Source organism: Pueribacillus sp. YX66 (assembly GCF_041725775.1).
Lineage (GTDB): Bacteria > Bacillota > Bacilli > Bacillales > UBA6769 > Pueribacillus.
On the sequence record NZ_JBEUEL010000028.1, the window covers coordinates 17,862 to 39,101 of the forward strand.

General features: G+C 37.1%; 24 protein-coding genes and 2 tRNA genes. 20 read left to right on the forward strand and 6 right to left on the reverse strand.

Annotated elements, in window-relative coordinates:
- Positions 1-18: 18 nt before the first annotated feature.
- The 12 genes from ABU914_RS11860 to ABU914_RS11915 all read left to right on the forward strand — a co-directional run bounded on the left by ABU914_RS11860 (position 19) and on the right by ABU914_RS11915 (position 10,100).
- Positions 19-414, forward strand: coding sequence for a cytidine deaminase (locus ABU914_RS11860; protein WP_379669945.1), 396 nt, complete (start codon positions 19-21; stop codon positions 412-414).
- Positions 411-1,319: a GTPase Era gene (era, locus tag ABU914_RS11865; protein WP_379669946.1), complete on the forward strand. Its 909-nt coding sequence runs from the start codon at positions 411-413 to the stop codon at positions 1,317-1,319. The genes ABU914_RS11860 and era overlap by 4 nt, the downstream gene beginning before the upstream one ends.
- 103 nt (positions 1,320-1,422) lie before the next feature.
- Entirely contained in the window at positions 1,423-1,569 is a 147-nt protein-coding gene (locus ABU914_RS11870; RefSeq protein WP_379669947.1) for a YqzL family protein, read from the forward strand.
- Positions 1,570-1,593: 24 nt separating this feature from the next.
- Positions 1,594-2,343 (forward strand): DNA repair protein RecO, encoded by a 750-nt coding sequence (gene recO / locus ABU914_RS11875; RefSeq protein ID WP_379669948.1) that lies wholly within the window; start codon positions 1,594-1,596, stop codon positions 2,341-2,343.
- A 72-nt stretch (positions 2,344-2,415) separates the two neighbouring features.
- On the forward strand, positions 2,416-3,048 hold the full coding sequence (gene ccpN / locus ABU914_RS11880; protein ID WP_379669968.1) for a transcriptional regulator CcpN: 633 nt from the start codon (positions 2,416-2,418) through the stop codon (positions 3,046-3,048).
- Between the two features lie 27 nt (positions 3,049-3,075).
- Positions 3,076-3,897 carry a pyruvate, water dikinase regulatory protein gene (locus ABU914_RS11885; protein WP_379669949.1) on the forward strand — a complete coding sequence of 274 codons (822 nt, stop codon included), beginning with the start codon at positions 3,076-3,078 and terminating at the stop codon, positions 3,895-3,897.
- A 185-nt stretch (positions 3,898-4,082) separates the two neighbouring features.
- The gene (locus ABU914_RS11890; protein ID WP_379669950.1) at positions 4,083-4,562 is read left to right on the forward strand and encodes a YaiI/YqxD family protein; all 480 of its coding nucleotides are present in this window, start codon (positions 4,083-4,085) and stop codon (positions 4,560-4,562) included.
- Between the two features lie 54 nt (positions 4,563-4,616).
- The gene (dnaG, locus tag ABU914_RS11895; RefSeq protein WP_379669951.1) at positions 4,617-6,440 is read left to right on the forward strand and encodes a DNA primase; all 1,824 of its coding nucleotides are present in this window, start codon (positions 4,617-4,619) and stop codon (positions 6,438-6,440) included.
- A gap of 43 nt (positions 6,441-6,483) precedes the next feature.
- Positions 6,484-7,608, forward strand: a complete 1,125-nt coding sequence (rpoD, locus tag ABU914_RS11900; protein WP_379669952.1) for an RNA polymerase sigma factor RpoD — start codon at positions 6,484-6,486, stop codon at positions 7,606-7,608.
- 234 nt (positions 7,609-7,842) lie between these two features.
- Entirely contained in the window at positions 7,843-8,187 is a 345-nt protein-coding gene (gene cccA / locus ABU914_RS11905; RefSeq protein WP_379669953.1) for a cytochrome c550, read from the forward strand.
- A 96-nt stretch (positions 8,188-8,283) separates the two neighbouring features.
- Positions 8,284-8,982 carry a tRNA (adenine(22)-N(1))-methyltransferase gene (locus ABU914_RS11910; RefSeq protein ID WP_379669954.1) on the forward strand — a complete coding sequence of 233 codons (699 nt, stop codon included), beginning with the start codon at positions 8,284-8,286 and terminating at the stop codon, positions 8,980-8,982.
- Positions 8,979-10,100 (forward strand): Nif3-like dinuclear metal center hexameric protein, encoded by a 1,122-nt coding sequence (locus ABU914_RS11915; RefSeq protein ID WP_379669955.1) that lies wholly within the window; start codon positions 8,979-8,981, stop codon positions 10,098-10,100. The genes ABU914_RS11910 and ABU914_RS11915 overlap by 4 nt, the downstream gene beginning before the upstream one ends.
- Positions 10,101-10,603: 503 nt before the next feature.
- On the opposite strand, the gene ABU914_RS11920 is transcribed toward ABU914_RS11915, so the two are convergent.
- Both ABU914_RS11920 and vrrA read right to left on the reverse strand, forming a co-directional pair.
- Positions 10,604-11,554, reverse strand: a complete 951-nt coding sequence (locus tag ABU914_RS11920) for a 4-hydroxy-3-methylbut-2-enyl diphosphate reductase (RefSeq protein WP_379669956.1) — start codon at positions 11,552-11,554, stop codon at positions 10,604-10,606.
- 127 nt (positions 11,555-11,681) lie between these two features.
- On the reverse strand, positions 11,682-12,158 hold the full coding sequence (gene vrrA / locus ABU914_RS11925; protein ID WP_379669957.1) for a VrrA/YqfQ family protein: 477 nt from the start codon (positions 12,156-12,158) through the stop codon (positions 11,682-11,684).
- Between the two features lie 142 nt (positions 12,159-12,300).
- Between vrrA and ABU914_RS11930 the strand changes: the two genes are divergently transcribed.
- Together ABU914_RS11930 and ABU914_RS11935 are read left to right on the forward strand one after the other, a co-directional pair.
- On the forward strand, positions 12,301-13,569 hold the full coding sequence (locus tag ABU914_RS11930; RefSeq protein WP_379669958.1) for a DEAD/DEAH box helicase: 1,269 nt from the start codon (positions 12,301-12,303) through the stop codon (positions 13,567-13,569).
- A gap of 14 nt (positions 13,570-13,583) precedes the next feature.
- The gene (locus ABU914_RS11935) at positions 13,584-14,474 is read left to right on the forward strand and encodes a deoxyribonuclease IV (protein WP_379669959.1); all 891 of its coding nucleotides are present in this window, start codon (positions 13,584-13,586) and stop codon (positions 14,472-14,474) included.
- 78 nt (positions 14,475-14,552) lie between these two features.
- On the opposite strand, the gene ABU914_RS11940 is transcribed toward ABU914_RS11935, so the two are convergent.
- Positions 14,553-14,828: a DUF2624 family protein gene (locus ABU914_RS11940; protein WP_379669960.1), complete on the reverse strand. Its 276-nt coding sequence runs from the start codon at positions 14,826-14,828 to the stop codon at positions 14,553-14,555.
- A gap of 187 nt (positions 14,829-15,015) precedes the next feature.
- On the opposite strand from ABU914_RS11940, the gene ABU914_RS11945 reads away from it, so the two are divergent.
- On the forward strand, positions 15,016-16,047 hold the full coding sequence (locus ABU914_RS11945; protein ID WP_379669961.1) for a two-component system sensor histidine kinase NtrB: 1,032 nt from the start codon (positions 15,016-15,018) through the stop codon (positions 16,045-16,047).
- 110 nt (positions 16,048-16,157) lie between these two features.
- Entirely contained in the window at positions 16,158-16,517 is a 360-nt protein-coding gene (locus ABU914_RS11950) for a DUF4190 domain-containing protein (RefSeq protein ID WP_379669962.1), read from the forward strand.
- A 31-nt stretch (positions 16,518-16,548) separates the two neighbouring features.
- Here the strand turns inward: ABU914_RS11950 and ispG are convergent, their stop codons facing one another.
- Together ispG and ABU914_RS11960 are read right to left on the reverse strand one after the other, a co-directional pair.
- Positions 16,549-17,646 carry a flavodoxin-dependent (E)-4-hydroxy-3-methylbut-2-enyl-diphosphate synthase gene (ispG, locus tag ABU914_RS11955; RefSeq protein ID WP_379669969.1) on the reverse strand — a complete coding sequence of 366 codons (1,098 nt, stop codon included), beginning with the start codon at positions 17,644-17,646 and terminating at the stop codon, positions 16,549-16,551.
- 386 nt (positions 17,647-18,032) lie between these two features.
- Positions 18,033-18,359 carry a hypothetical protein gene (locus ABU914_RS11960; protein WP_379669963.1) on the reverse strand — a complete coding sequence of 109 codons (327 nt, stop codon included), beginning with the start codon at positions 18,357-18,359 and terminating at the stop codon, positions 18,033-18,035.
- A gap of 192 nt (positions 18,360-18,551) precedes the next feature.
- Between ABU914_RS11960 and ABU914_RS11965 the strand changes: the two genes are divergently transcribed.
- Together ABU914_RS11965 and ABU914_RS11970 are read left to right on the forward strand one after the other, a co-directional pair.
- Positions 18,552-19,424, forward strand: a complete 873-nt coding sequence (locus ABU914_RS11965) for a DUF1002 domain-containing protein (RefSeq protein WP_379669964.1) — start codon at positions 18,552-18,554, stop codon at positions 19,422-19,424.
- Positions 19,425-19,497: 73 nt separating this feature from the next.
- Positions 19,498-20,112, forward strand: a complete 615-nt coding sequence (locus ABU914_RS11970) for an NfeD family protein (RefSeq protein ID WP_379669965.1) — start codon at positions 19,498-19,500, stop codon at positions 20,110-20,112.
- Positions 20,113-20,124: 12 nt separating this feature from the next.
- Here the strand turns inward: ABU914_RS11970 and ABU914_RS11975 are convergent, their stop codons facing one another.
- A complete protein-coding gene (locus tag ABU914_RS11975) occupies positions 20,125-20,673 on the reverse strand; it encodes a DUF1189 family protein (RefSeq protein WP_379669966.1) in 549 nt (182 codons plus the stop codon).
- A 314-nt stretch (positions 20,674-20,987) separates the two neighbouring features.
- Between ABU914_RS11975 and ABU914_RS11980 the strand changes: the two genes are divergently transcribed.
- Positions 20,988-21,062, forward strand: a tRNA-Asn gene (locus tag ABU914_RS11980).
- Position 21,063: 1 nt separating this feature from the next.
- A tRNA-Met gene (locus ABU914_RS11985) sits at positions 21,064-21,137 on the forward strand.
- Positions 21,138-21,240: the final 103 nt, after the last annotated feature.

Here is a 21,240-nt window from a genome sequence, read left to right on the forward strand (position 1 = left end):
ATTGAAAGGACTTTCCACATGATTGAACAATTGATTGAAGTTGCGAAAGATGCGAGAACACGGGCGTATGTTCCGTATTCAAACTTTGCTGTTGGAGCGGCATTACTGACATGCGAAGGGATAATGTATCGAGCTGGAAATATCGAAAATGCTTCATACAGTCTTTGTGTCTGTGCAGAAAGAACTGTACTTTTTAAAGCGTTTTCGGAAGGGGACAAACAATTTAAAGCATTGGCCGTTGTAGCTGATACACATGAGCCCGTATCCCCTTGTGGTGCTTGCCGACAAGTGATGCTTGAATTGTGCGAACCAGAAATGCAAGTCATTTTAAGCAACATGCAAGGGAAATATATGGAAACGACTGTGCAAAACCTTCTCCCTTTTGCGTTCTCAAGAGAGGATGTTAGCGAATGAACAATGAGAGCTTTAAATCAGGATTTGTCGCACTTATCGGTCGTCCCAACGTTGGAAAATCCACTTTATTGAATCAAGTCATTGGCCAAAAAGTGGCAATTATGAGTGATAAGCCGCAAACGACACGTAATAAGATTCACGGTGTCTATACGACGAAGAATGCTCAAGTCATTTTTGTTGATACACCAGGAATTCATAAGCCAAAGCATAAACTTGGTGAATTTTTGACAAAAGTAGCTGAAAAAACGTTAAATGAAGTTGATCTCATTCTTTTTGTTGTAAATGCGGATGAACAAATCGGGGGAGGCGACAAATACATTATTGATCGGCTTAAGCAAGTTAGTAAACCTGTATTTTTAGTCATTAACAAAATCGATAAAGTTCATCCTGAACAACTATTACCGCTTATTGAAAGCTATCGGAACGAAATGGAGTTTAGTGAAGTTATTCCAATTTCAGCTATGCATGGGAACAATATAGAGTCGCTGCTCGAACAGATTATTAATTGTTTAAGCGAGGGGCCTAAATATTATCCTGACGACCAACTATCCGATCACCCTGAACACTTTATCGTTGCTGAAATGATTCGTGAAAAAGTTCTACAACTTACTCGAGAAGAAGTGCCGCACTCTGTCGCCGTTACGATCGAGCAAATGCAACGACGCGAAGGAAAAAATCTTATTGATGTTCACGCAACCATCGTCGTTGAACGTGCTTCTCAAAAAGGGATTATTATCGGAAAAAACGGAACGATGTTAAAAGAAATTGGTTCCAGAGCGAGAAGAGATATTGAAAAAATTTTAGGTGATAAAGTTTTTCTTGAACTTTGGGTGAAAGTACAGGAAGATTGGCGAAATCGTAGCAAATTATTAAAGGAATTTGGTTTTAATGAGAAGGAATATTAACCGTCTAATCTGTAATTGACAAAATTTATATAACATCTTCATTAACAAATACGCTCAAAATAATAAAGTAGGAATCAAAAACAAACGGAAGGTGGGAGTTTTCTTGTTAGACCTAACGTGGAGAATCTTTTGTATGACAGGAAACATCGATACCTATCTGCTTATGAAAGAATTGGAAAGTATAGAGGGAGAGAACGATGATCATGGATTAAACTTATCAGAGGCAGAGATTGATTCCACAATTCATTAGAGCAGTACAAGTGTGGTGAAGGGCTTGCTAAAAAAAATTGAAGGGATTGTCATCCGCTCGACCGATTACGGTGAATCGAATAAAATAATTACTATATATTCGCGAGATAGCGGTAAAATCGGTATGATGGCGAGAGGCGCAAAAAAACCAAACAGCCGCCTCTCTTCTATTTCGCAACTATTTACATATGGGCATTACCTATATCGTTCCTATAAAGGACTAGGAACGCTATCACAAGGGGAAACGATCCATTCTTTCCGCTCGATTCGTGAAGACTTGTTTAAAACAGCATACGCTGCTTATATTGTAGAGTTGGCGGATAAGTTAACAGAAGATTTTGTTGCTAGTCCGACTTTATTCAATTTGCTTTATTATTCGCTTTATTTCATAAATGAAAATTTCGATGAAGAAGTGATTACGTTTATTTACGAAACTAAAATGCTTGCGTTTGCAGGAATTACTCCTCAATTGCACAATTGTGCACATTGCACGAATGCAGAGGAGGAATATGTTGCTTTTTCAGTAAAGGAAGGCGGTTATTTATGTCACCGCTGTTTACATGCCGATCCGCATTATATTCGAATTTCTCGAGCGACGGCAAAATTACTGCCGATTTTTTTAACGATGGATATAAAACGATTAGGACAAATTTCTTTAAAAAAGTCAACACGATCCGAAATAAAACGAGTGTTAGACGAATACTATGAAGCGTATTCAGGATTGTATTTGAAGTCTAAGCGATTTTTATCTCAATTAGAGAAGTTTGAACAATAAGTTTCCAAAGTTTAAAAGAATGTCGTATGATGATACATAGAGTAAGAGAAGCGGGAAAGCGGGTGACGACAGATCGAACTTACGAAACGCCAAAAGCAAATTTTGCAAATTGTAAAAGATCATGCGCCAATCACTGGTGAAAAGATTGCAGATATGCTCAATTTGACACGCGCTACGTTACGTCCGGACTTAGCGATTTTAACAATGGCCGGCTTTTTGGATGCAAGGCCGAGAGTTGGATATTTTTATACTGGAAAAACAGGATCTCAGCTGTTAACAGAAAAAATAAAAAAAATTAAAGTTCATGATTTTCAATCCGTACCAGTTGTCATTCAAGAATCTGCTTCAGTCTATGATGCGATTACAACAATGTTTCTTGAAGATGTTGGTACATTATTCATCGTAGATAAACATTCAAAATTAGCAGGTGTTGTTTCTCGAAAAGACTTGTTAAGAGCAAGTATCGGTCAAAAAGATTTAGACAACATTCCTGTAAACATCATTATGACAAGAATGCCGAATATCGCAGTTTGCTATCGGGATGATCATCTTATAGATGTGGCAAGACGGTTAATTGAAAGACAGATTGATGCGATGCCAGTCGTAAAAAAAGTGAATGATAACGGCTTTGAGGTGATTGGCAGGGTAACGAAAACGAACATAACGAGAGCCCTTGTTGATTTAGCCGTAGATGAACTCATTTAAGCTCACATACATAGGAGGTGGCTACATATGGATCGAAAGTCGGTGATCGTGTATGTTTTGTCAGATTCCGTTGGTGAAACAGCTGATCTAGTCGTCAAAGCTGCAGCGAGTCAATTTCGGGCGACTGATATCGAAGTAAGGAGAGTTCCTTACGTAGAAGATAAAAGTACGGTTCGGGAAGTCATTACGCTTGCGAAAGAAGCTAACGCCATCATCGCTTATACACTCGTATTGCCCGAGATTAAAGACTATTTAATTGAACGTGCCAATGAGGAAAACCTTAAAGTTGTTGATATATTAGGACCAATGATAAGTTCGCTACAATCACTTATCCAAGTACAACCACGGGGAGAACCTGGACTTGTCCGTAAATTGGATGAGGATTATTTCCGAAAAATTGAAGCGATAGAATTTGCAGTAAAGTACGACGATGGACGAGATCCGAGAGGAATTTTGCATGCTGATATTGTTTTAATTGGTGTATCGCGTACATCAAAAACACCGCTATCACAATATTTGGCACATAAACGAATTAAAGTTGCCAACGTCCCGATCGTACCAGAAGTTGAACCGCCAGAGGAATTGTTTCGTGTTCCCATCAATAAATGTATCGGATTAAAAATTAGTCCGGAAATGTTATATCATATTCGTAAAGAACGCTTAAAAGCACTTGGTCTAAATTCAGATGCAAGCTATGCTAGTATTGAACGAATTAAAAAGGAACTTAGCTATTTTGAAAACGTAACAAATAAAATAGGCTGTCAAGTCATTGATGTTACGAATCGCGCTGTTGAAGAAACGGCAAACTTAATTTTAAATTCGTTTTATCATTCATCACAGAATCGATAGAGATTTTGTGATTTTCTTTGCAATTTTATGGATTGTTTTAATAAAATGAAGTAAAATTAAATATTGTGATTTAAAATGACTAAGTGTTGGATAAAATAAGAAAGATTTGTATACACTTGGAAAAAATTAGTGAATTTAAAAAAGTAACTTTTGTTAGGAGGAATTTTTTTAACTTTAGAGAATCTATGTATAAAGAAAGTAAAAATGTGACGATTTTTGTCGACGCAGATGCATGCCCCGTTGCAATTCGTCGTTTACTTCAATCGATATCCGCTAAAAATAGACAGATTTCCGTTTGTTTTGTTGCTTCTTATAAACATCAATTCAACGATTTGCATGAGAATGTTTATCACGTTATTGTCGATGCTCACCGTGAAGCAGCAGATTTGTACATTGCAAACCATGTGAGAAAAAGAAACATTGTAATTACTCAAGACATAGGTCTAGCTTCTATTGCACTCGCTAAAAATGCCTATGTTATTTCACATACGGGAAAAATGTACTCAAATGATACGATTGATGAAAAGTTGTTTTTCCGACACCTTGGCTCGAAATTAAGAAGAGCAGGGCAGAAAACAAAAGGTCCAAAAAAGTATTCTTTACACGATTTCCGTCAATTTAAAATCACATTGAATAAAATTTTGTCAAAAGAAGGACTTTCATAATTTAACTAGAATGAGTGAATGAGTGTATGAAGAAGTGATGATGCGTGATGAATCATGAACGGTGAAAAAATACGGAATCGAATCCCTGAAGAAATGATTGAGCAAATACGTCAACATATTGACATCGTTGATATCGTTAGTGAGTACGTCCCGTTAAAGAAACAAGGTAGAAATTACTTCGGTTTATGTCCTTTTCACGGTGAAAAAACACCTTCATTTTCAGTAGCACCAGACAAACAAATTTTCCATTGCTTCGGTTGCAAAGTTGGTGGAAATGTTTATTCTTTTTTAATGGAGATCGAAGGCTGGTCATTTTTAGAAGCCGTTCAACATTTAGCGGAAAAAGCTGGAGTCGAACTCCCGCAAATCGCTAGTGAATCGAACCGTAGCGGACAGACAAAACAGCACCAAGAAATGCTCGACATGCATGATATCCTTGTAAAACTTTACCATTATTGTCTCATGGAAACTGAATTTGGTAAAGAGGCTTTAGCCTATTTAAAGGGGCGCGGGATTGAAGTGCAAACGATCAAAACATTTGAAATCGGTTATTCGCCACCATCATGGGATTTTACCGCAAACTTCTTGTCAAGAAGAGGGTTCTCTTTAGACGTTGCTGAAAAAGCCGGCTTGCTCACGAAGCGCAACTTTGATGGAAAACTGTTCGATCGGTTTCGTAATCGTATCATGTTTCCGATCCGAAATGCAAAAGGAGAAACGATTGCATTTGGAGGTCGCGTACTTAGAAACGGTGAACCGAAATATTTAAACAGCCCGGAGTCGCCAATTTTTAATAAGAGCCAAACACTATATGGCTTTCATCTTGCACGCGAAAGCATACGTAAAAAACGACAAACGGTTTTATTTGAAGGTTACGTTGATGTCGTATCTGCATGGAAAGAAGGAGTTACGAATGCGATTGCAACTCTTGGTACGGCGGTTACATCTGAGCAAGCGAATCGGATTCGCAGGACGTCTGAGTCCGTTATTGTCTGTTATGATTCGGATTCAGCAGGAACAAACGCAGCCCTTAAAGCTGCAGAAATTTTAGAGCGAGCAGGTTGTCTTGTAAAAATTGCTAATTTGCCTGACGGTTACGATCCTGATGATTACATTCAAAAACATGGTGGGAAGAAATTTCGTGATGATGTTCTTGCTCAGTCCGTTACGGTTATGACCTTTAAAATGAAGGTGCTGAGGCAAGGGAAAAACTTGCAAGATGAAGGAGAGCGGCTTAAATATGTGGATGACGTTTTGCAAGAAGTGAGCAAGCTTTCGAACGCGATTGAGCGTGACCATTATGTAAGGCAACTTGCAGATGAATTTTCATTATCATTAGATGCGTTAAAAAAACAGCTCTATTTTTTGCGTTCACAAAGAATTAAGGATAGAGACATACGTTTGAGAGATGCTAATTTAGGAAAAAGCTTAATAAAAAATAGTCTTTTACCAGCATATCAAAATGCCGAACGAATGTTACTTTCACATATGATGAAAAATCGGGACATTGCTTTGCGTGTGAAAGAACGATTGGGTGGGGCTTTTAATGTTGAGGAGCACAGTGCGTTAGCCGCATATATTTATGCATTTTATGCGAACTATGAGTCGTCTGACGTTCGCCTACTTTTGGAAACGATCGATGATACCGAAGTTCTTCAAACAGCATCCGAGCTTGCTATTATCGAAATGAATGATGAATTAAGTGAAGAAGCATTGCAAGATTATATACGAGTGATTGAAAATTACCCGAACTGGTTAAAAATAAAAGAAAAAACTCAAGAAAAGATAGAAGCTGAACAACGAGAAGACTTTTTAACTGCCGCTCAAATTGCAAATGAAATTATCGAAATGGAAAAATCGTTAAAGTTAAAAAAATAATAAAAAACATAAGTATGAGAAGTAGTTGGAAGGAGGGGATCGAATGGCTGAGAAACCTATGCAACAAGAAGCAGAAGGTGATTTGACCATCGATCAAGTAAAGGAACAAATTATTGAAAAAGGGAAGAAGACAGGAGTTTTAACGTATTCTTCGATTACTGAAAAGCTTGCTATTTTTGATCAAGATTCAGAACAAATGGATGAGTTTTTTGATATATTAGATGAACAAGGAATTGAAGTCATCGAAGATGATGAAGATGAACCTAGTGGTGAACAGGTTGATGACGAGAATAAAGAAGAAGAGTTCGACGTTACTGATTTAAGCGTTCCTCCAGGTGTAAAAATAAATGATCCCGTTCGCATGTATTTAAAAGAAATTGGTCGAGTGGACTTATTGTCGGCTGAAGAAGAAGTAGAGCTCGCTACACGAATTGAACAAGGCGACGAAGAAGCGAAACGTCGTTTAGCAGAAGCGAACTTACGTCTCGTTGTAAGTATTGCAAAACGCTATGTCGGTCGCGGCATGCTATTTTTAGACTTAATCCAAGAAGGAAATATGGGCTTAATTAAAGCAGTTGAGAAATTTGACTATCGTAAAGGGTTCAAGTTTAGCACGTACGCCACTTGGTGGATTCGTCAAGCGATTACTCGGGCTATCGCTGACCAAGCAAGAACGATTCGAATTCCTGTTCATATGGTCGAAACGATCAATAAATTAATCCGTGTTCAACGACAACTGCTACAAGAATTAGGTAGAGAGCCGACTCCTGAAGAAATCGGAAAAGAAATGGATCTATCTACCGAAAAAGTACGTGAAATTTTAAAAATTGCTCAAGAGCCTGTTTCGTTAGAAACACCAATCGGTGAAGAAGACGACTCACACTTAGGTGATTTCATCGAAGACCAAGAAGCATTAGCACCTGCTGATGCTGCTGCGTATGAGTTACTGAAGGAGCAGCTAGAAGATGTGTTAGATACATTAACAGATCGCGAAGAAAATGTACTGCGCCTTCGTTTCGGTCTTGATGATGGGAGAACTCGAACGCTTGAAGAGGTCGGAAAGGTTTTCGGAGTTACCCGAGAACGGATACGCCAAATCGAAGCGAAAGCGCTACGTAAACTTCGTCATCCAAGCAGAAGCAAGCGTCTCAAAGATTTCTTAGATTAATTAGTTTACTCCTCACATAGGAGTAAACTATTCTTTTTGATTATTTTACTCACTTTAGATTCGTTTTGCAAACTTCTCTGAAAAGATCTTGACTAAATCATGACATTATTGGAAAAACAGTGGAAAGGCTTTTCATCTTCATCATAATCAAGTAAAATATATAAGTGGTTTCTATTTTGTTTACATACTTTTTCAAAAAGCGTTGCAAACTTAATAGCATAAGGAGGAATATTAATGACGCGTAACCCAGTTATTCCATACCTCATCATCGGTATAGCGGGAATTTTACTTGTTATTATTTTATCTTCAGTCGGCATTACTCAAATGAACAAAGAAGCTGGTGGGGGAGAAGAAGAGCTAGCAAGTCCAGAAGAAATTTATGAACAAAACTGTGCATCTTGTCACGGTGGGAACTTGGAAGGAAATAGCGCACCAGCATTAGATAAAGTTGGTAGTTCATTAAGTGAAGAAGAAATTGCTGACATCATTCAGAACGGAAAAGGAGCTGGTATGCCAGCCGGTCTAGTTACAGGTGAGGCACAACAATTGTTATCTGAATGGTTAGCAGAACATAAATAATAGAAACGAGCAAATAAAGCTTTCCAAACTCTTGTGGAAAGCTTTATTTTTCATGTAGCGTAGATCTTAGACTGAACTATAAATGTGGTGAGAACATTGAATAAAAAACAGTTATCAGACCGTTTAAGCGCTGTTAGTGATCAGCTCATTCCGAACAAAAAACTCGTAGATATCGGAACTGATCATGCTTACCTACCTTGTTATACTTATTTAAAAGGCATAATACCTTCAGCGGTTGGAACTGAAGTGAATGAAGGACCGTTTCAGTCTGCCCAGTCACTAGTTCACCAATTAGGATTGTCTGAATATATCGACATCCGTTTTGGAGATGGACTTTCAGTTTTGCATGAAAATGAAGTGGAACAACTTACGATCGCAGGAATGGGTGGCGGATTAATTACGCGTATTCTTGAGGAAGGGAAAGCGAAGCTGCAGCAGGCAGAAAGACTTATTTTGCAACCAAACGTTGCGGCAGTTAACGTTAGGAAATGGCTTTATAAAAATGATTGGACATTAATTCGTGAGCTTATTTTGGAAGAGGATAAAATTATTTACGAAATCATCGTTGCCGAACAACGGAAAGATAAACGTGAATATGATGAAAAAGATTTTATGTTCGGTCCTTATCTAATAAAAGAAAAATCGGCGACTTTTCGAAAGAAATGGGAAACGGAACTTAAGAAACAGAAAAAGATACATTCTAATTTAATGAAATTAGCACGTTCTACTGAAGCAATTGAAAAACGATTAGAAATTGAAAGGAAAATTCAGCTGCTTGAGGAGGCGTTAGTATGAAACAATTAAATGGTCATCACGTGATTCAACTGTTTGAAAAGTTTAGTCCGAAACGATATGCATTAGATGGAGACCGAATCGGTTTGCAAGTTGGAACGTTAAATAAACCAATCAAAAAAATAATGATTGCTCTTGATGTTCTTGAGGAAGTCGTTGACGAAGCGATAACTGAAAATGTTGATCTGATAATCGCTCATCATCCGTTGATCTATCGACCGCTAAAAAATATTAATACGGAAACGGCATATGGTAGAACAATTGAAAAATTGTTAGCGCATCAAGTGACTGTGTATGCAGCTCATACGAATCTGGATGTTGCGGTTGGTGGAGTTAACGATTTATTAGCAGAAGCTCTTGGATTGAAAGAAACGGAAGTTCTTGTTCCAACAATGGAGATTCCACTTAAAAAATTGTTCGTTTTTGTACCAGAGGAAGATGCAGATCACGTTCGAAAAGCTCTAGGTGATGCGGGAGCAGGCGCAATTGGAAATTATACTCATTGTAGTTTTTCCAGCAAAGGAATAGGATCATTCCGACCAGATACTGGCAGTAATCCGCACATTGGAGAACGTGGGAAGCAAGAATTTGTTGATGAAGTGAAGATTGAATGTATTTTTCCAGAGTCGATTGAAAAACAAGTGATTCAAGCCATGCTCAAAGCACATCCATACGAAGAGGTTGCTTACGACTTGTATAAATTAGACAATAATAGCAGCGAACGACTAGGCTTAGGAAGGATCGGTTATTTGACGTCTGAAATGACATTGAAGCAATTTGCTGAGCATGTGAAGCAAGTGCTGTCCGTTAGCAATGTTAGAGTGACTGGTAACCTTAATGACAAAGTAAAAAAAGTTGCTGTGCTCGGCGGTGATGGAAATAAATATATGACGTCAGCGGTTATGCAGGATGCTGATGTTTACGTCACAGGTGATGTCTATTACCATGTCGCACATGATGCGATGATGGCAGGTCTTAATATCGTTGATCCAGGTCATAATGTTGAAAAAATTATGAAAGATGGCGTAAAGCGTATTCTAGAACAAAAAGTTACAGAAAAAGGGTATGATGTGAAAATCATCACTTCGAAAGTAAATACTGATCCGTTTCAATTCATATGAGAAAAGAATTGTAATGGTGAAAAATGGACTTCCAATGAATAGGAGGTCCATTTGTTGTTAATGTTTATTTAAAAACGTTTGCATGAATTTTGTTTTCTAAATACGAAAACCGATTAGGGAACCAAGCATATTAAGAATAATATGATATATTAAAGCTACCTTTTCTCGTCATTAATTGTAATTCTTCAATAACAATTAAAATGATGATCATATTATTAACAAATATACTTAATCTGTTTAACTTTTATCGTGACCAAAGAAGTTTTTTAAGGGATATTTAAATTCATACTCCTTTCAATTAGTGCAAGTATGTTATGTACGTATCGTTTAAAAGGAACAAAATTAGAAGAGTGTTCTTATAATCCATGAGCGACAGCCCAGAAAACACGTATCCTCTCTTGAATCTAAAAATAAAAGTACAATGAGGATGATTAGTAAAGCATAAAACAAATTCTAAATTCTGTACTCACTTGTATATTATAAAGTAAAGTACAGAAAACGAATTAATTCGTTTTCTGTACTTTTACTTTCGGTAAAATTTTGGTTAGTGGAACTTTGGATTCACGATCCCAAGTCGTTTCATCGTTTTCGTCATATTGCTCAAGAAATTGAATGACTTCCCTCGTAATCGGTGTCGGCGTACTCGCACCAGCAGTGACAGCGACTTTATTTACACCTTCAAGCCAGTCTAGTTGAATCTCTGATACGTTGGCAATACGGTACGCTTTCGTTTCTGCAATTTCTTCTGAAACTTGTGCTAATCGATTTGAATTATTACTCATTGGATCACCGACAACGAGTAATAGATCGGCATCCTGAGCTTGTTCGGCAACTGCTTCCTGACGAACTTGAGTTGCCATACAAATTTCTTTATGGACTTCAACATGAGGATATTTTTCTTTAATCTTGTCCATGATATCAAGAACATCCCATTGGCTCATCGTTGTTTGATTTGTAATAATTAGTTTATCACTTTCAACGGTTAAACGCTCAACGTCTTCTGTCGTTTCGACGAGATGAACGGAATCGGGTGCAACACCGACGGCTCCTTCAGGTTCTGGATGTCCTTTTTTGCCAATATAAATCACCATATAGCCTTCGCTCGTTTTTTCTTTAATTAAATTGTGTGTGTTTGTAACATCAGGACAAGTCGCATCTAGACACGTCAGCCCTTTTTCTCGTGCTAACTGTTTTACTTCAGGTGACACTCCATGTGCAGTAAAAATAACGGTTCCTTTATCAACCTTTTTTAATATGTCAAGACGATTTTCTCCGTCAAGCGTAATAATTCCTTCTTCAGAGAAAGCATCAGTAACGTGTTTATTATGAACAATCATGCCTAGTATATAGATTGGTCTTGGTAGTGATTTATCCATCGCCGCGTTTTTCGCAATGACCATTGCATCAACAACACCGTAACAGTAACCACGCGGTGAGATTTTAATGATTTCCACTTTGTACACCCCCTATGTGCAATCTCTTTCTATTATAGGGGAGGGAGCTAGAGAACTCAATGATTGTCATCCCACACTCATTTAAACAAGTTGTTGAAAAATGGTTGGTCTTCCTCTTTGAACTAACTTAAATATATAGTTTTGGAACAGATTCTTTTGGCTCTCGCGGCTTTCGTTTCTTTTTTTGCTTGCTATGATCTTCATTTTTTTTGTTTTCAGTTGATTCACGTTCTTCATCATTATCGTCTTCATCATTAGAGTTTTCACTGTCATTATTAATTTCATCATCATCATTTTCATCAAGATCATCATCAGATTCTTTAAGTAATTGAAGCAATGCGGGTGCACTTTTAATTAATGGTCCGTACTGTTGAATAAGCGGTGTCACTTGTTCCGCCATTCCAAGAACTTTTTGAATGTTCGTTAAAATGGATTCCAAATTAACATTACCGCTACCTGAGCTCAATTTACTTAATAACTTCGAACCAATCCCGGTCGCTTGTTGCTGTGGAGGGGGATAATAATTAGGTAATTGAGGGAAGTGCATATGTTGAGGTGGATATGGATTTTGATGATTCATTTGATTTGGCCAAAAGTGGAACATAATAACCGCACCTTTCCCCGCTTTTTTTACTCTACTTACAACGTATGCCTCTACATAGATTGCTGTGTTAGGCGATTGTCATGTTTGGCTTCTTATCTTGAAATTGTGTAAAATATAGAAGATCAGAGGAGTTGGAGACTTCATGAATGAGACAAAGTTTAGGAAATTTAATTTAAAAGATTTTTTGATAACCGCACTTGAGGAACAGTACATCCAAGAGCCAACTGAGATCCAAGAGCGATTAATTCCGTCGATTTTAAAAGGAAAAAGCGTTATCGGACAATCCCAAACTGGGTCAGGGAAGACTTTAACGTATTTATTGCCGATTGTTCACCAGCTTAACACTACGGAGCAAGTATGCCAAGCCATCATTACGGCACCGACAAGAGAGCTATCGGATCAAATATATAAAGAGTTAATGAAGTTAATTGAAGGAAATCACCGTTATCGAATTAGAAAGCTAGTTGGTGGAACGGATCGGAAGAGAATGCTTGAATATTTAAAGATACCACCCCATGTAATTATCGGAACACCGGGAAGGATTAGTGACTTAATTAAACATGAAGAACTTTCTGTATTTACAGCAACTACACTTGTGATCGATGAGGCGGACTTAATGTTAGAAATGGGATTTATTAAGGATGTTGACTTCATCGCTTCACGAATGGCAGAACATCTACAAATGCTCGTATTTTCAGCAACGATTCCAGAACATTTACAACCTTTTTTAAAAAAATATATGGAAAACCCTAAAGTTGCACAAGTCGATGCAAAGCAATCTGCGTCACATGAGGTTGAGCATCTTTTAGTCCCGCATCGTTACCGAGAACTTAATGAACTCATTATGAAAATATGTTCGACAATTAATCCTTATTTAGCCTTAATTTTTGCAAATACGAAATCGAAAGTTGATGAATTGTATGAATCACTTGTACAAGCTGGTTATCGAGTTGAACGGTTACATGGTGGTTTATCCCCACGAGAACGAAAGCAGACGATGAAACGAATTGAACGCTTGGAATGTGAATATATTGTTGCTACTGATTTGGCTTCAAGAGGAATTGACATTAAAGGAGTTAGCCATGTTATCAATGTTGAAATACCAGATGAACTCGATTTTTTTATTCATCGTGTCGGTAGGACCGGAAGAGCTGGCGTAAGTGGACAAGCGATTACCATTTACCGAGAAGTTGACGAACATAAAATCCATGCACTGGAAAAAAGAGGAGTTTCCTTTAAGCATGTTGATATAAAAAAAGACGAATGGAGTGAAATCGCTCCAAGAAAAAGGTGGAAGCCACCGCGAAAATCTAAGCCTGATGTCGTGTTACCTAAACCAAAAAAAGTAACACCGGGATATAAGAAAAAGTTACGAGAAAAACAAGCAAAATTAAATAAAAGAAAAAAATAAAGGGGAAAAGATAGATGCTTAAAATTGGATCTCACGTTTCAATGAGTGGAAAGAAAATGTTGCTCGGTTCAAGTGAAGAAGCTGTCTCATACGGCGCTAATACCTTTATGATTTATACGGGAGCGCCGCAAAATACGAGAAGAAAGCCAATTGAAGAGTTGAATATTGAAGCAGGAAAAGAGCATATGAGAGAACACGGAATTTCAGATATTATCGTTCACGCACCTTATATAATTAATATCGCGAATACAACAAAATTGGCAACGTTTCGTTTAGGTGTAGAGTTTTTGCAATCAGAAATTGAAAGAACAGAAGCTATCGGAGCAAAACAAATTGTTCTTCATCCAGGGGCACATGTAGGGGCTGGACCTGAAGCAGGAATAAAAAAGATTGTCGAAGGCTTAAATGAAGTGTTACAAAACGAGCAAAATGTTAGCATTGCACTAGAAACTATGGCTGGAAAAGGTTCAGAATGTGGTCGTACGTTCGATGAAATAGCAAAAATTATCGATGGGGTCACACATAATGAACATTTAACCGTCTGCTTTGATACGTGTCATACTCACGATGCAGGTTACAACATCGTGGAAGACTTCGATGGTGTGTTAAATGAATTTGATAAAATTATCGGGATTGACCGCCTAAAAGTGTTACACATTAACGATAGTAAAAATCCGAGAGGTGCTCAAAAAGACCGTCATGAAAATATCGGTTTTGGACATATCGGATTCGACGCACTTAATTATATCGTTCATCATCCTCAATTAAAAGAAATCCCTAAAATATTAGAAACTCCGTATGTCGGAGAAGATAAGAAAAATAGAAAGCCACCTTATAAATTTGAAATTGAGATGCTTCAAGAAAAAACGTTTAAAGATAACTTGATAAAACTTATTCTTCAGTAATCAGACAAAATTGATTAAATACGCAACTTTTCTCGTAACGTCTAGGAACGTCTATAAAACTAACCGATGCCCTACATTTTAGGAATCGGTTAGTTGTTTATAATATGTTGCTAATAGTTGCTCAACTTGTTTCATTGCGTGTGGGTTCACTTCTTTTTTAATTTTTAAAAACAATCGATTAATTTGTTTTTTATTCGTTATATTTACTTTTTCACTCCTTACAATTGCAATAACACGTTCAGCTTCATTTTTAGAAATACGAATCCCTTGATTTGCAGCTAGTTGGACTAACTCTTTAGGAGTAATATGATTAATTTTGTAATTTACAATTTGCTGAATAAAAGAACGATTCATAGATTTACCTCACCTCAAGATACTTTATGAAAAATAATATGATAAGTGAGGGCGATGAAAAGGTTATATAAAAAATATTTTCAAAAAAAGAAAATTCTGTATAATAGAGATAACAAATGTAACATTTTGATAACGCCCATCTTCCTGAAAACATTTGGATGTGTTGTTAAATGGGAGGAGATTGTGAATGGAATCGATATTGCTTGAGTTACATAATACCGATGAAAATGATTTTTTTTCGGATTTGAATGTTTCGTGTATGGTTATTCAGCATCGTGTACTGAAAGAGTGTAATCATTTAGCTGCGACGTTGTTTCATTTAGGCGAAAAAAAGGAGTGGGAAGGAAAATTAATCGATGATGTCCTGAGTGGTCACTCACTCGCACATGCAATTATACAAATCGTTGAACAAGCATCTTGTCATACGAGTACGGTATCAAGCATTTGGGATGAAGATTACACATATTACATACAAGCAAAGAAAATGAACAATGAACATATTTTAATTGCCATTCAAGATCGAACATTTGAAAAGAAATATGAACAATTATTGTTACAAAAAATGCAGCTAGAGTCAGTTTCACATATGGCTGCAGGGGTTGCTCATGAGTTACGAAATCCATTATCCGTTATTCAGGGTTTCATACAATTATCAAATATTACCCAAAATTTTAGCCGTTATTATGACACGATTTTGTCTGAAATCAGCAGAATGAATCAAATTATTGAAGACTTTTTATCAATATCACGTAAAAAAGTTGAAAAAAAATACTTAAAGCCTGCTGACCTATTAGATTCAATTAAAGCACTCATTCAATCGGAATGCTTATTGCACGGCATTAATTTTGATTATAAATTACATAGCAATGATGGATATTTATACGTAAACGAAAGTATGATTAAGCAAGTCATGTTAAATTTGCTTAGAAACACAATTGAAGCATACGAGAAGGAAACAAAAAATCGCTATTTCCGACTTCATGCAGGCAAAGATGAAAGCGATAAATTCATTATGCTTGTTGAAGATAATGGACCTGGGATGAGTGAGAATGTGATTGCATCGTTAGGTCACCCATTTTATACGACGAAAGAATCTGGAACAGGGATCGGCATTCCGATGTGCAAAAAAATTATAAAAGAACATAATGGAGAATTTTTAATCGATAGCATCTTAAATAAAGGAACGAAAATTACAATTGAGTTGCCGTTGTCAAATTAAAACAGGTTAAACAATAACTGTCTCACGAAGAAATGATTTACACCTATAATGAGGGGCAGATTACGCCCATACTATAACTGCTCCTAAATTAAAGAAGGTGAGGGATTGTAATGTCTGATTACAATCAGAATGGGAGACAGGAAGACAACTTTGAACCAGTTGATCGCTTTCGCGAAGAAACTGCAGCAGAGGTTGTCCCGCTTGAAAGGGAAAGAAAAAGTGAAGGGGCGAAACCGATAGCAGAGGATCAGCCTGAAAACAGGCAAATTGATACAAAAAGCAGCATCGGTATATTTGCGCTCGTTTTATCCATCCTTTCGCTTTTAATTATGCCGATCGTTTTAGGAGCAGCTGGGATTATTGCGGGAATTTATGCAAGAAACCGAGACGCAAAAACAATGGGTAACTGGGCGATAGCACTCGGTGCAATTTCAATTATCGCAAGTTTATTTCTCTCGCCATATCTTTAACAAAAAACAGGGGGAATTTTTCCCCCTGTTTTTAACTCTGACTCGCTAGTTTTGCGTAATGTTCTTCAGCTAATTTATCGACTTCTTTTTTTAGTTCCTCAACCATTTGATCCTCTGGTATTTTTCGAATTATTTCGCCATGACGGAATAGCAAACCCTCGCCTCTTGCACCCGCAATGCCGATATCTGCTTCTCTTGCTTCTCCTGGACCATTAACTGCACAACCAAGAACGGCAACTTTAATCGGTGCTTTAATCGTTGAGATGTATTCTTCAACTTCGTTTGCGATACTAATCAAGTCAATTTCAATACGTCCACACGTTGGACATGAAATTAAGGTTGCTGCATTTGCTGCAAGTCCAAATGACTTCAGCAATTCACGAGCGACTTTGACTTCCTCAACAGGATCGGCACTAAGTGATATTCGTAATGTGTTTCCCATCCCCTGTGCCAAAATTGCACCGAGTCCAGCTGCACTTTTGATCGTACCGGCAAATAATGTACCTGATTCGGTAATACCGAGATGAAGTGGATAGTCAAAAGCTCGTGCTGCTTTTTCGTACGCTTCGATTGCTAAATTAACATCTGAAGCTTTTAATGAAACGACAATATCGCGAAAATCTAAATCCTCTAAAATTTGGATATGATGAAGTGCGCTTTCAACCATGCCATCTGCTGTTGGGTAACCATACTTTTCTAATATATGCTTTTCTAATGAGCCAGCATTTACTCCAATTCGGATTGGAATATCTTTATCTTTAGCTGCTTGAACAACCGCTTCAACCTTCTCTCGCTTTCCAATATTGCCAGGGTTGATGCGGATTTTATCCGCCCCGCCTTCGATAGCTTTTAATGCTAATCTATAATCAAAATGAATATCGACAACGAGTGGGATATTAATTCTTTTTTTAATTTCGGGAATCGCTTCTGCTGCACGCATGTCCGGGCAAGCGACACGAATAATTTGACAACCTGCTTCCTCTAATCGATTAATTTCGGCTACTGTTGCTTTTACATCGTGAGTTTTTGTTGTTGTCATACTTTGTACAATCACTTGATCATTGCCACCGATTATTAAATTTCCAACTTTAACTGGTCGTGTTTTTGTGCGATGAGTAATCTCACGCATCATGTATCGCTCCTTTAACTGCTTTAAAGAGGTTTGTTCAAAAAATTCCTGAAACATACAAATGAATAAATCAGTTCAACGTATCCACTTGTTAAGTATCCAAAAGTTTCTTTAAGCATAAATGCGAGTGGACCTGTGTAAGTAAGTGATTCGGAACTGTGTTTTATCGTTTCAGGAGTGTGTACGAATGACGATGTTGAGTATGCTCCTTTTAATGTTACGACGAGTGATTAAAAAAGACATATTTCAGTGAGACCCGTTCGTTCATTGCAAATTTTGTCGAGCTTGCTCCTATTATACGTCTTTTTGAACACACATTTAAAACAGGTTGATTTGATGTAAACTATCTCTGTACATTGTAGCAAGTGATTGGAATTATTGGCAAGTTAAAGTCCTTTGTCGACTTTGTCGACATCTTTATAAACAGGAAATTTGTAACGTTTACCAGCTTGAATTAGCATCGGATCAACAGACGGATTAATCACTGCAAAATCTTGTAGTGCCTGTTCGATTGAGACGGGCAATGTACCATTTATCCGTTCTAACACAGATAATACGGTTTCTCCTGGTAGAACGACAATTTCATCATAAGGAATTTGAATGTTAGTTTCTTCCTCTGATTTGCTGTTTAAGTATAACGTCCCTTTTGATAAATCCAAATAAGACGTATAAATGATTAAGCAAAATAACAAAAAAAGGGAAAACCTTTTCATCATCTTTCTCCTATAGTTCATACATATTGATATACAATATGCTTGTCTTTGTAAAATTATGAAGAAACAGCGAAACTTTTTGTAAGATACTACCGTCTAATCTATGGACAAGAAAAATCATTTTAAAATCGTGAGAAGTAAGGTAAAATATGAGGAGAGATCCTAATAAAATTGAAAAAGGAGCTATTTCATATGAAACTGTATTCACGCTTCTTATTAGTTCTACTTGCAATTTCACTATTTACTTTTCCAGTAAGCGCATTGGCTGATGCGGTAGCTGGGGATGTAATCGTCACATTAGGAGAGGACTTAACAAACGAACAAAAACAACAAATATTAAATGAAATGGAAGTTTCTGAAGATATAGAACCGATTTATGTTACGAATAAAGAAGAGCATGAGTATTTAGGGAATCTAATAAGTAAAGCACAAATTGGTACACGTGCCATATCTTCATCAAAAATTACGATTGGAAAAAAAGGATCAGGACTAAATGTTGAAACGAATCATATAACGTGGGTATCTGAAGAAATGTATGCTAATGCCCTCATAACAGCTGGTGTTAAAGATGCAGAGATTTATGTAACCGCACCATTTGACGTATCTGGAACAGCAGCGTTAACAGGAATCATTAAAGCGTATGAAATAACGACTGATATTGAAATTCCTGAAGAGCAAAAACGGGTAGCTAATGAAGAAATGGTAAAGACTGCAGAACTTGGCGATAAGATCGGAATGGATAAAGCGAGCGAATTAATGACAACAATTAAAGAAGAAATCGCCAAAAATCCGCCAGAAACAGAAGAAGATTTACGCGCATTGATCCAGCGGATTGCCGAACAATTAGGGATTCAGTTAACAGAAGAAGAACTTAACGGACTCGTATCCCTTTTCAATCGCATGAAAAACTTAAATATTGACTGGGATCAAGTGACGTCTCAGCTTGAAAAAGTTAGAGATAATTTAGGTGAATTTTTAAATCGCGAAGAAACTCAATCATTTATCCAACGTGTCATTGATTTCTTTATATCAATTATTGATAGTATGAAGTCTTGGTTTAAATAAGCCCCACTTATCAGGTGGGGTCTTGTTCCCTGACGAAAGGGGGAAATAACGAAAAAAAATGGAAGTCTTGGATTTGACCTTAGTCGGATTTTTACTCGTTATGCTTGGAAGTATGTTTATATTTGGTGAGCTTTTTGTAAAGGCGAAAGGCATTTTTTTTATCATTGGATTACTGCTATTTACTACGTATTTTTCTTATTTTATCACGAGTAAGTCAATGCTTTGGCTCGCTGTTGTCTTTATTGTCGGTTTATCACTTGTCATCTTCGACGGAGCTTTTGTAAATGATGGAACATTGACCTTAGTCGGATTAGCTGTAATGTCATTGTCTGTTGCTGTTCCAGCACCGTCTATTTTATATGGAGTCGTAGCGGTCTTCGGATTGATCGCTGGATTTGGCGTATCATTATTATTTTTAAAAGTCTTTCAACCCAGAAAAATGTGGAAAAGAATGGCGCTGAAAGATAAACTTACGAGTGAGGAAGGGTATAATTCGTTAAATGAGGAATATATGCAATTAGTAGGAAAAATAGGAAAGACAGCCACAATCTTTCGGCCAATTGGAACAGTTGAAATTGAAGGAAAAACATATAGTGCGATTACGGACGGTCAATGGTTAGAAAAAGATGTATTAGTAACTGTGGTAGCTGTGGATGGAACAAGAATAGTAATTAAACCGAAAAAGTGAGGAGCTATGTCCTCACTTTCTTACTTTCGGAATCGGTACGTTACGAATGGATAAAACTAGGATCATAAAAGATAACGTGAAATAAATGGCACCTGGTAATGGTAATGAAAAAGGAAGCAATACACTTAAACCGATTAGGACGGATGGCAAAGTGACAGCATAAGCAGACATATTCCACAAATGTTTATAATCAAGCCTTCGTCCAAAAGCTTTTTTTAAGAGAAGACCGATTGCAGCTAACAATGAAACTGTAATAAATTGGATCATTGAGACACCTAAAATAATAAATAAAATGGCTAGAAAAATAAATACAGGGATTATCCCTGCGGTTGGACCATCAATTGTTTCACCTTGTGGATCGCCAGGTAATTGAAACATTTCATCAAATCCAGCTAAACCTTTGTTGAAAAAAGATAAGAAAAAAAGAAATAATGTCGGCAAAGAGACGAGGAAAGATAGTATAAACAAATAGCTAATGGTTTTCTCGATTTTTTGAAAACGAAAAAAAGAGATCGCTTTAAGTGAATATAAACTTTTAGTGAAAAGTTCTGTAATCCGCATTCTAAACTCCCTTTTTGGCATATTTTAGTCCATCGTCATTGTATCGAAGTGTATCGTTTTCGACAAGAAAGTAAGTTAACATTTACATGTTGTAAAGTTTTTTCTTTTATGATATATTAAATTCTGTTGTTAGAATAGACGAGTTCTAAAGAACACAAAAGTTAATTTTTGGTCATTTACGCTAAATTATTCCACAGTAACGAGCGATGCATCAGCAGATTAAACAGCGAGTTGTCTCAACACATATACTAAAGGAATAGCTGAGTAGAGGAAGAGACAGCGTAGAAATACGGTGTATTGACATCTTAGAATATTCCACAGTAGCTCAGTGGTAGAGCTATCGGCTGTTAACCGATCGGTCGCAGGTTCGAATCCTGCCTGTGGAGCCATGGCGGTGTAGCTCAGCTGGCTAGAGCGTACGGTTCATACCCGTAAGGTCGGGGGTTCGATCCCCTCCACCGCTATCCTAATTTTAAATTTATTTTTATAAAAGGACCCTTAGCTCAGTTGGTTAGAGCAACGAGCATAACATCCGCCGAATAAGCTCCGAGTAACCCCGAAGCATAT

Coding starts and splice junctions, on each gene's coding strand:
- ABU914_RS11860 (WP_379669945.1), top strand. CDS start 19: ATGATTGAACAATTGATTGAAGTTGCGAAAGATGCGAGAACACGGGCG.
- era (WP_379669946.1), top strand. CDS start 411: ATGAACAATGAGAGCTTTAAATCAGGATTTGTCGCACTTATCGGTCGT.
- ABU914_RS11885 (WP_379669949.1), top strand. CDS start 3,076: ATGGATCGAAAGTCGGTGATCGTGTATGTTTTGTCAGATTCCGTTGGT.
- ABU914_RS11890 (WP_379669950.1), top strand. CDS start 4,083: ATGTATAAAGAAAGTAAAAATGTGACGATTTTTGTCGACGCAGATGCA.
- dnaG (WP_379669951.1), top strand. CDS start 4,617: ATGAACGGTGAAAAAATACGGAATCGAATCCCTGAAGAAATGATTGAG.
- rpoD (WP_379669952.1), top strand. CDS start 6,484: ATGGCTGAGAAACCTATGCAACAAGAAGCAGAAGGTGATTTGACCATC.
- cccA (WP_379669953.1), top strand. CDS start 7,843: ATGACGCGTAACCCAGTTATTCCATACCTCATCATCGGTATAGCGGGA.
- ABU914_RS11915 (WP_379669955.1), top strand. CDS start 8,979: ATGAAACAATTAAATGGTCATCACGTGATTCAACTGTTTGAAAAGTTT.
- vrrA (WP_379669957.1), bottom strand. CDS start 12,158: ATGTTCCACTTTTGGCCAAATCAAATGAATCATCAAAATCCATATCCA.
- ABU914_RS11930 (WP_379669958.1), top strand. CDS start 12,301: ATGAATGAGACAAAGTTTAGGAAATTTAATTTAAAAGATTTTTTGATA.
- ABU914_RS11935 (WP_379669959.1), top strand. CDS start 13,584: ATGCTTAAAATTGGATCTCACGTTTCAATGAGTGGAAAGAAAATGTTG.
- ABU914_RS11940 (WP_379669960.1), bottom strand. CDS start 14,828: ATGAATCGTTCTTTTATTCAGCAAATTGTAAATTACAAAATTAATCAT.
- ABU914_RS11945 (WP_379669961.1), top strand. CDS start 15,016: ATGGAATCGATATTGCTTGAGTTACATAATACCGATGAAAATGATTTT.
- ABU914_RS11950 (WP_379669962.1), top strand. CDS start 16,158: ATGTCTGATTACAATCAGAATGGGAGACAGGAAGACAACTTTGAACCA.
- ispG (WP_379669969.1), bottom strand. CDS start 17,646: ATGCGTGAGATTACTCATCGCACAAAAACACGACCAGTTAAAGTTGGA.
- ABU914_RS11960 (WP_379669963.1), bottom strand. CDS start 18,359: ATGAAAAGGTTTTCCCTTTTTTTGTTATTTTGCTTAATCATTTATACG.
- ABU914_RS11965 (WP_379669964.1), top strand. CDS start 18,552: ATGAAACTGTATTCACGCTTCTTATTAGTTCTACTTGCAATTTCACTA.
- ABU914_RS11975 (WP_379669966.1), bottom strand. CDS start 20,673: ATGCGGATTACAGAACTTTTCACTAAAAGTTTATATTCACTTAAAGCG.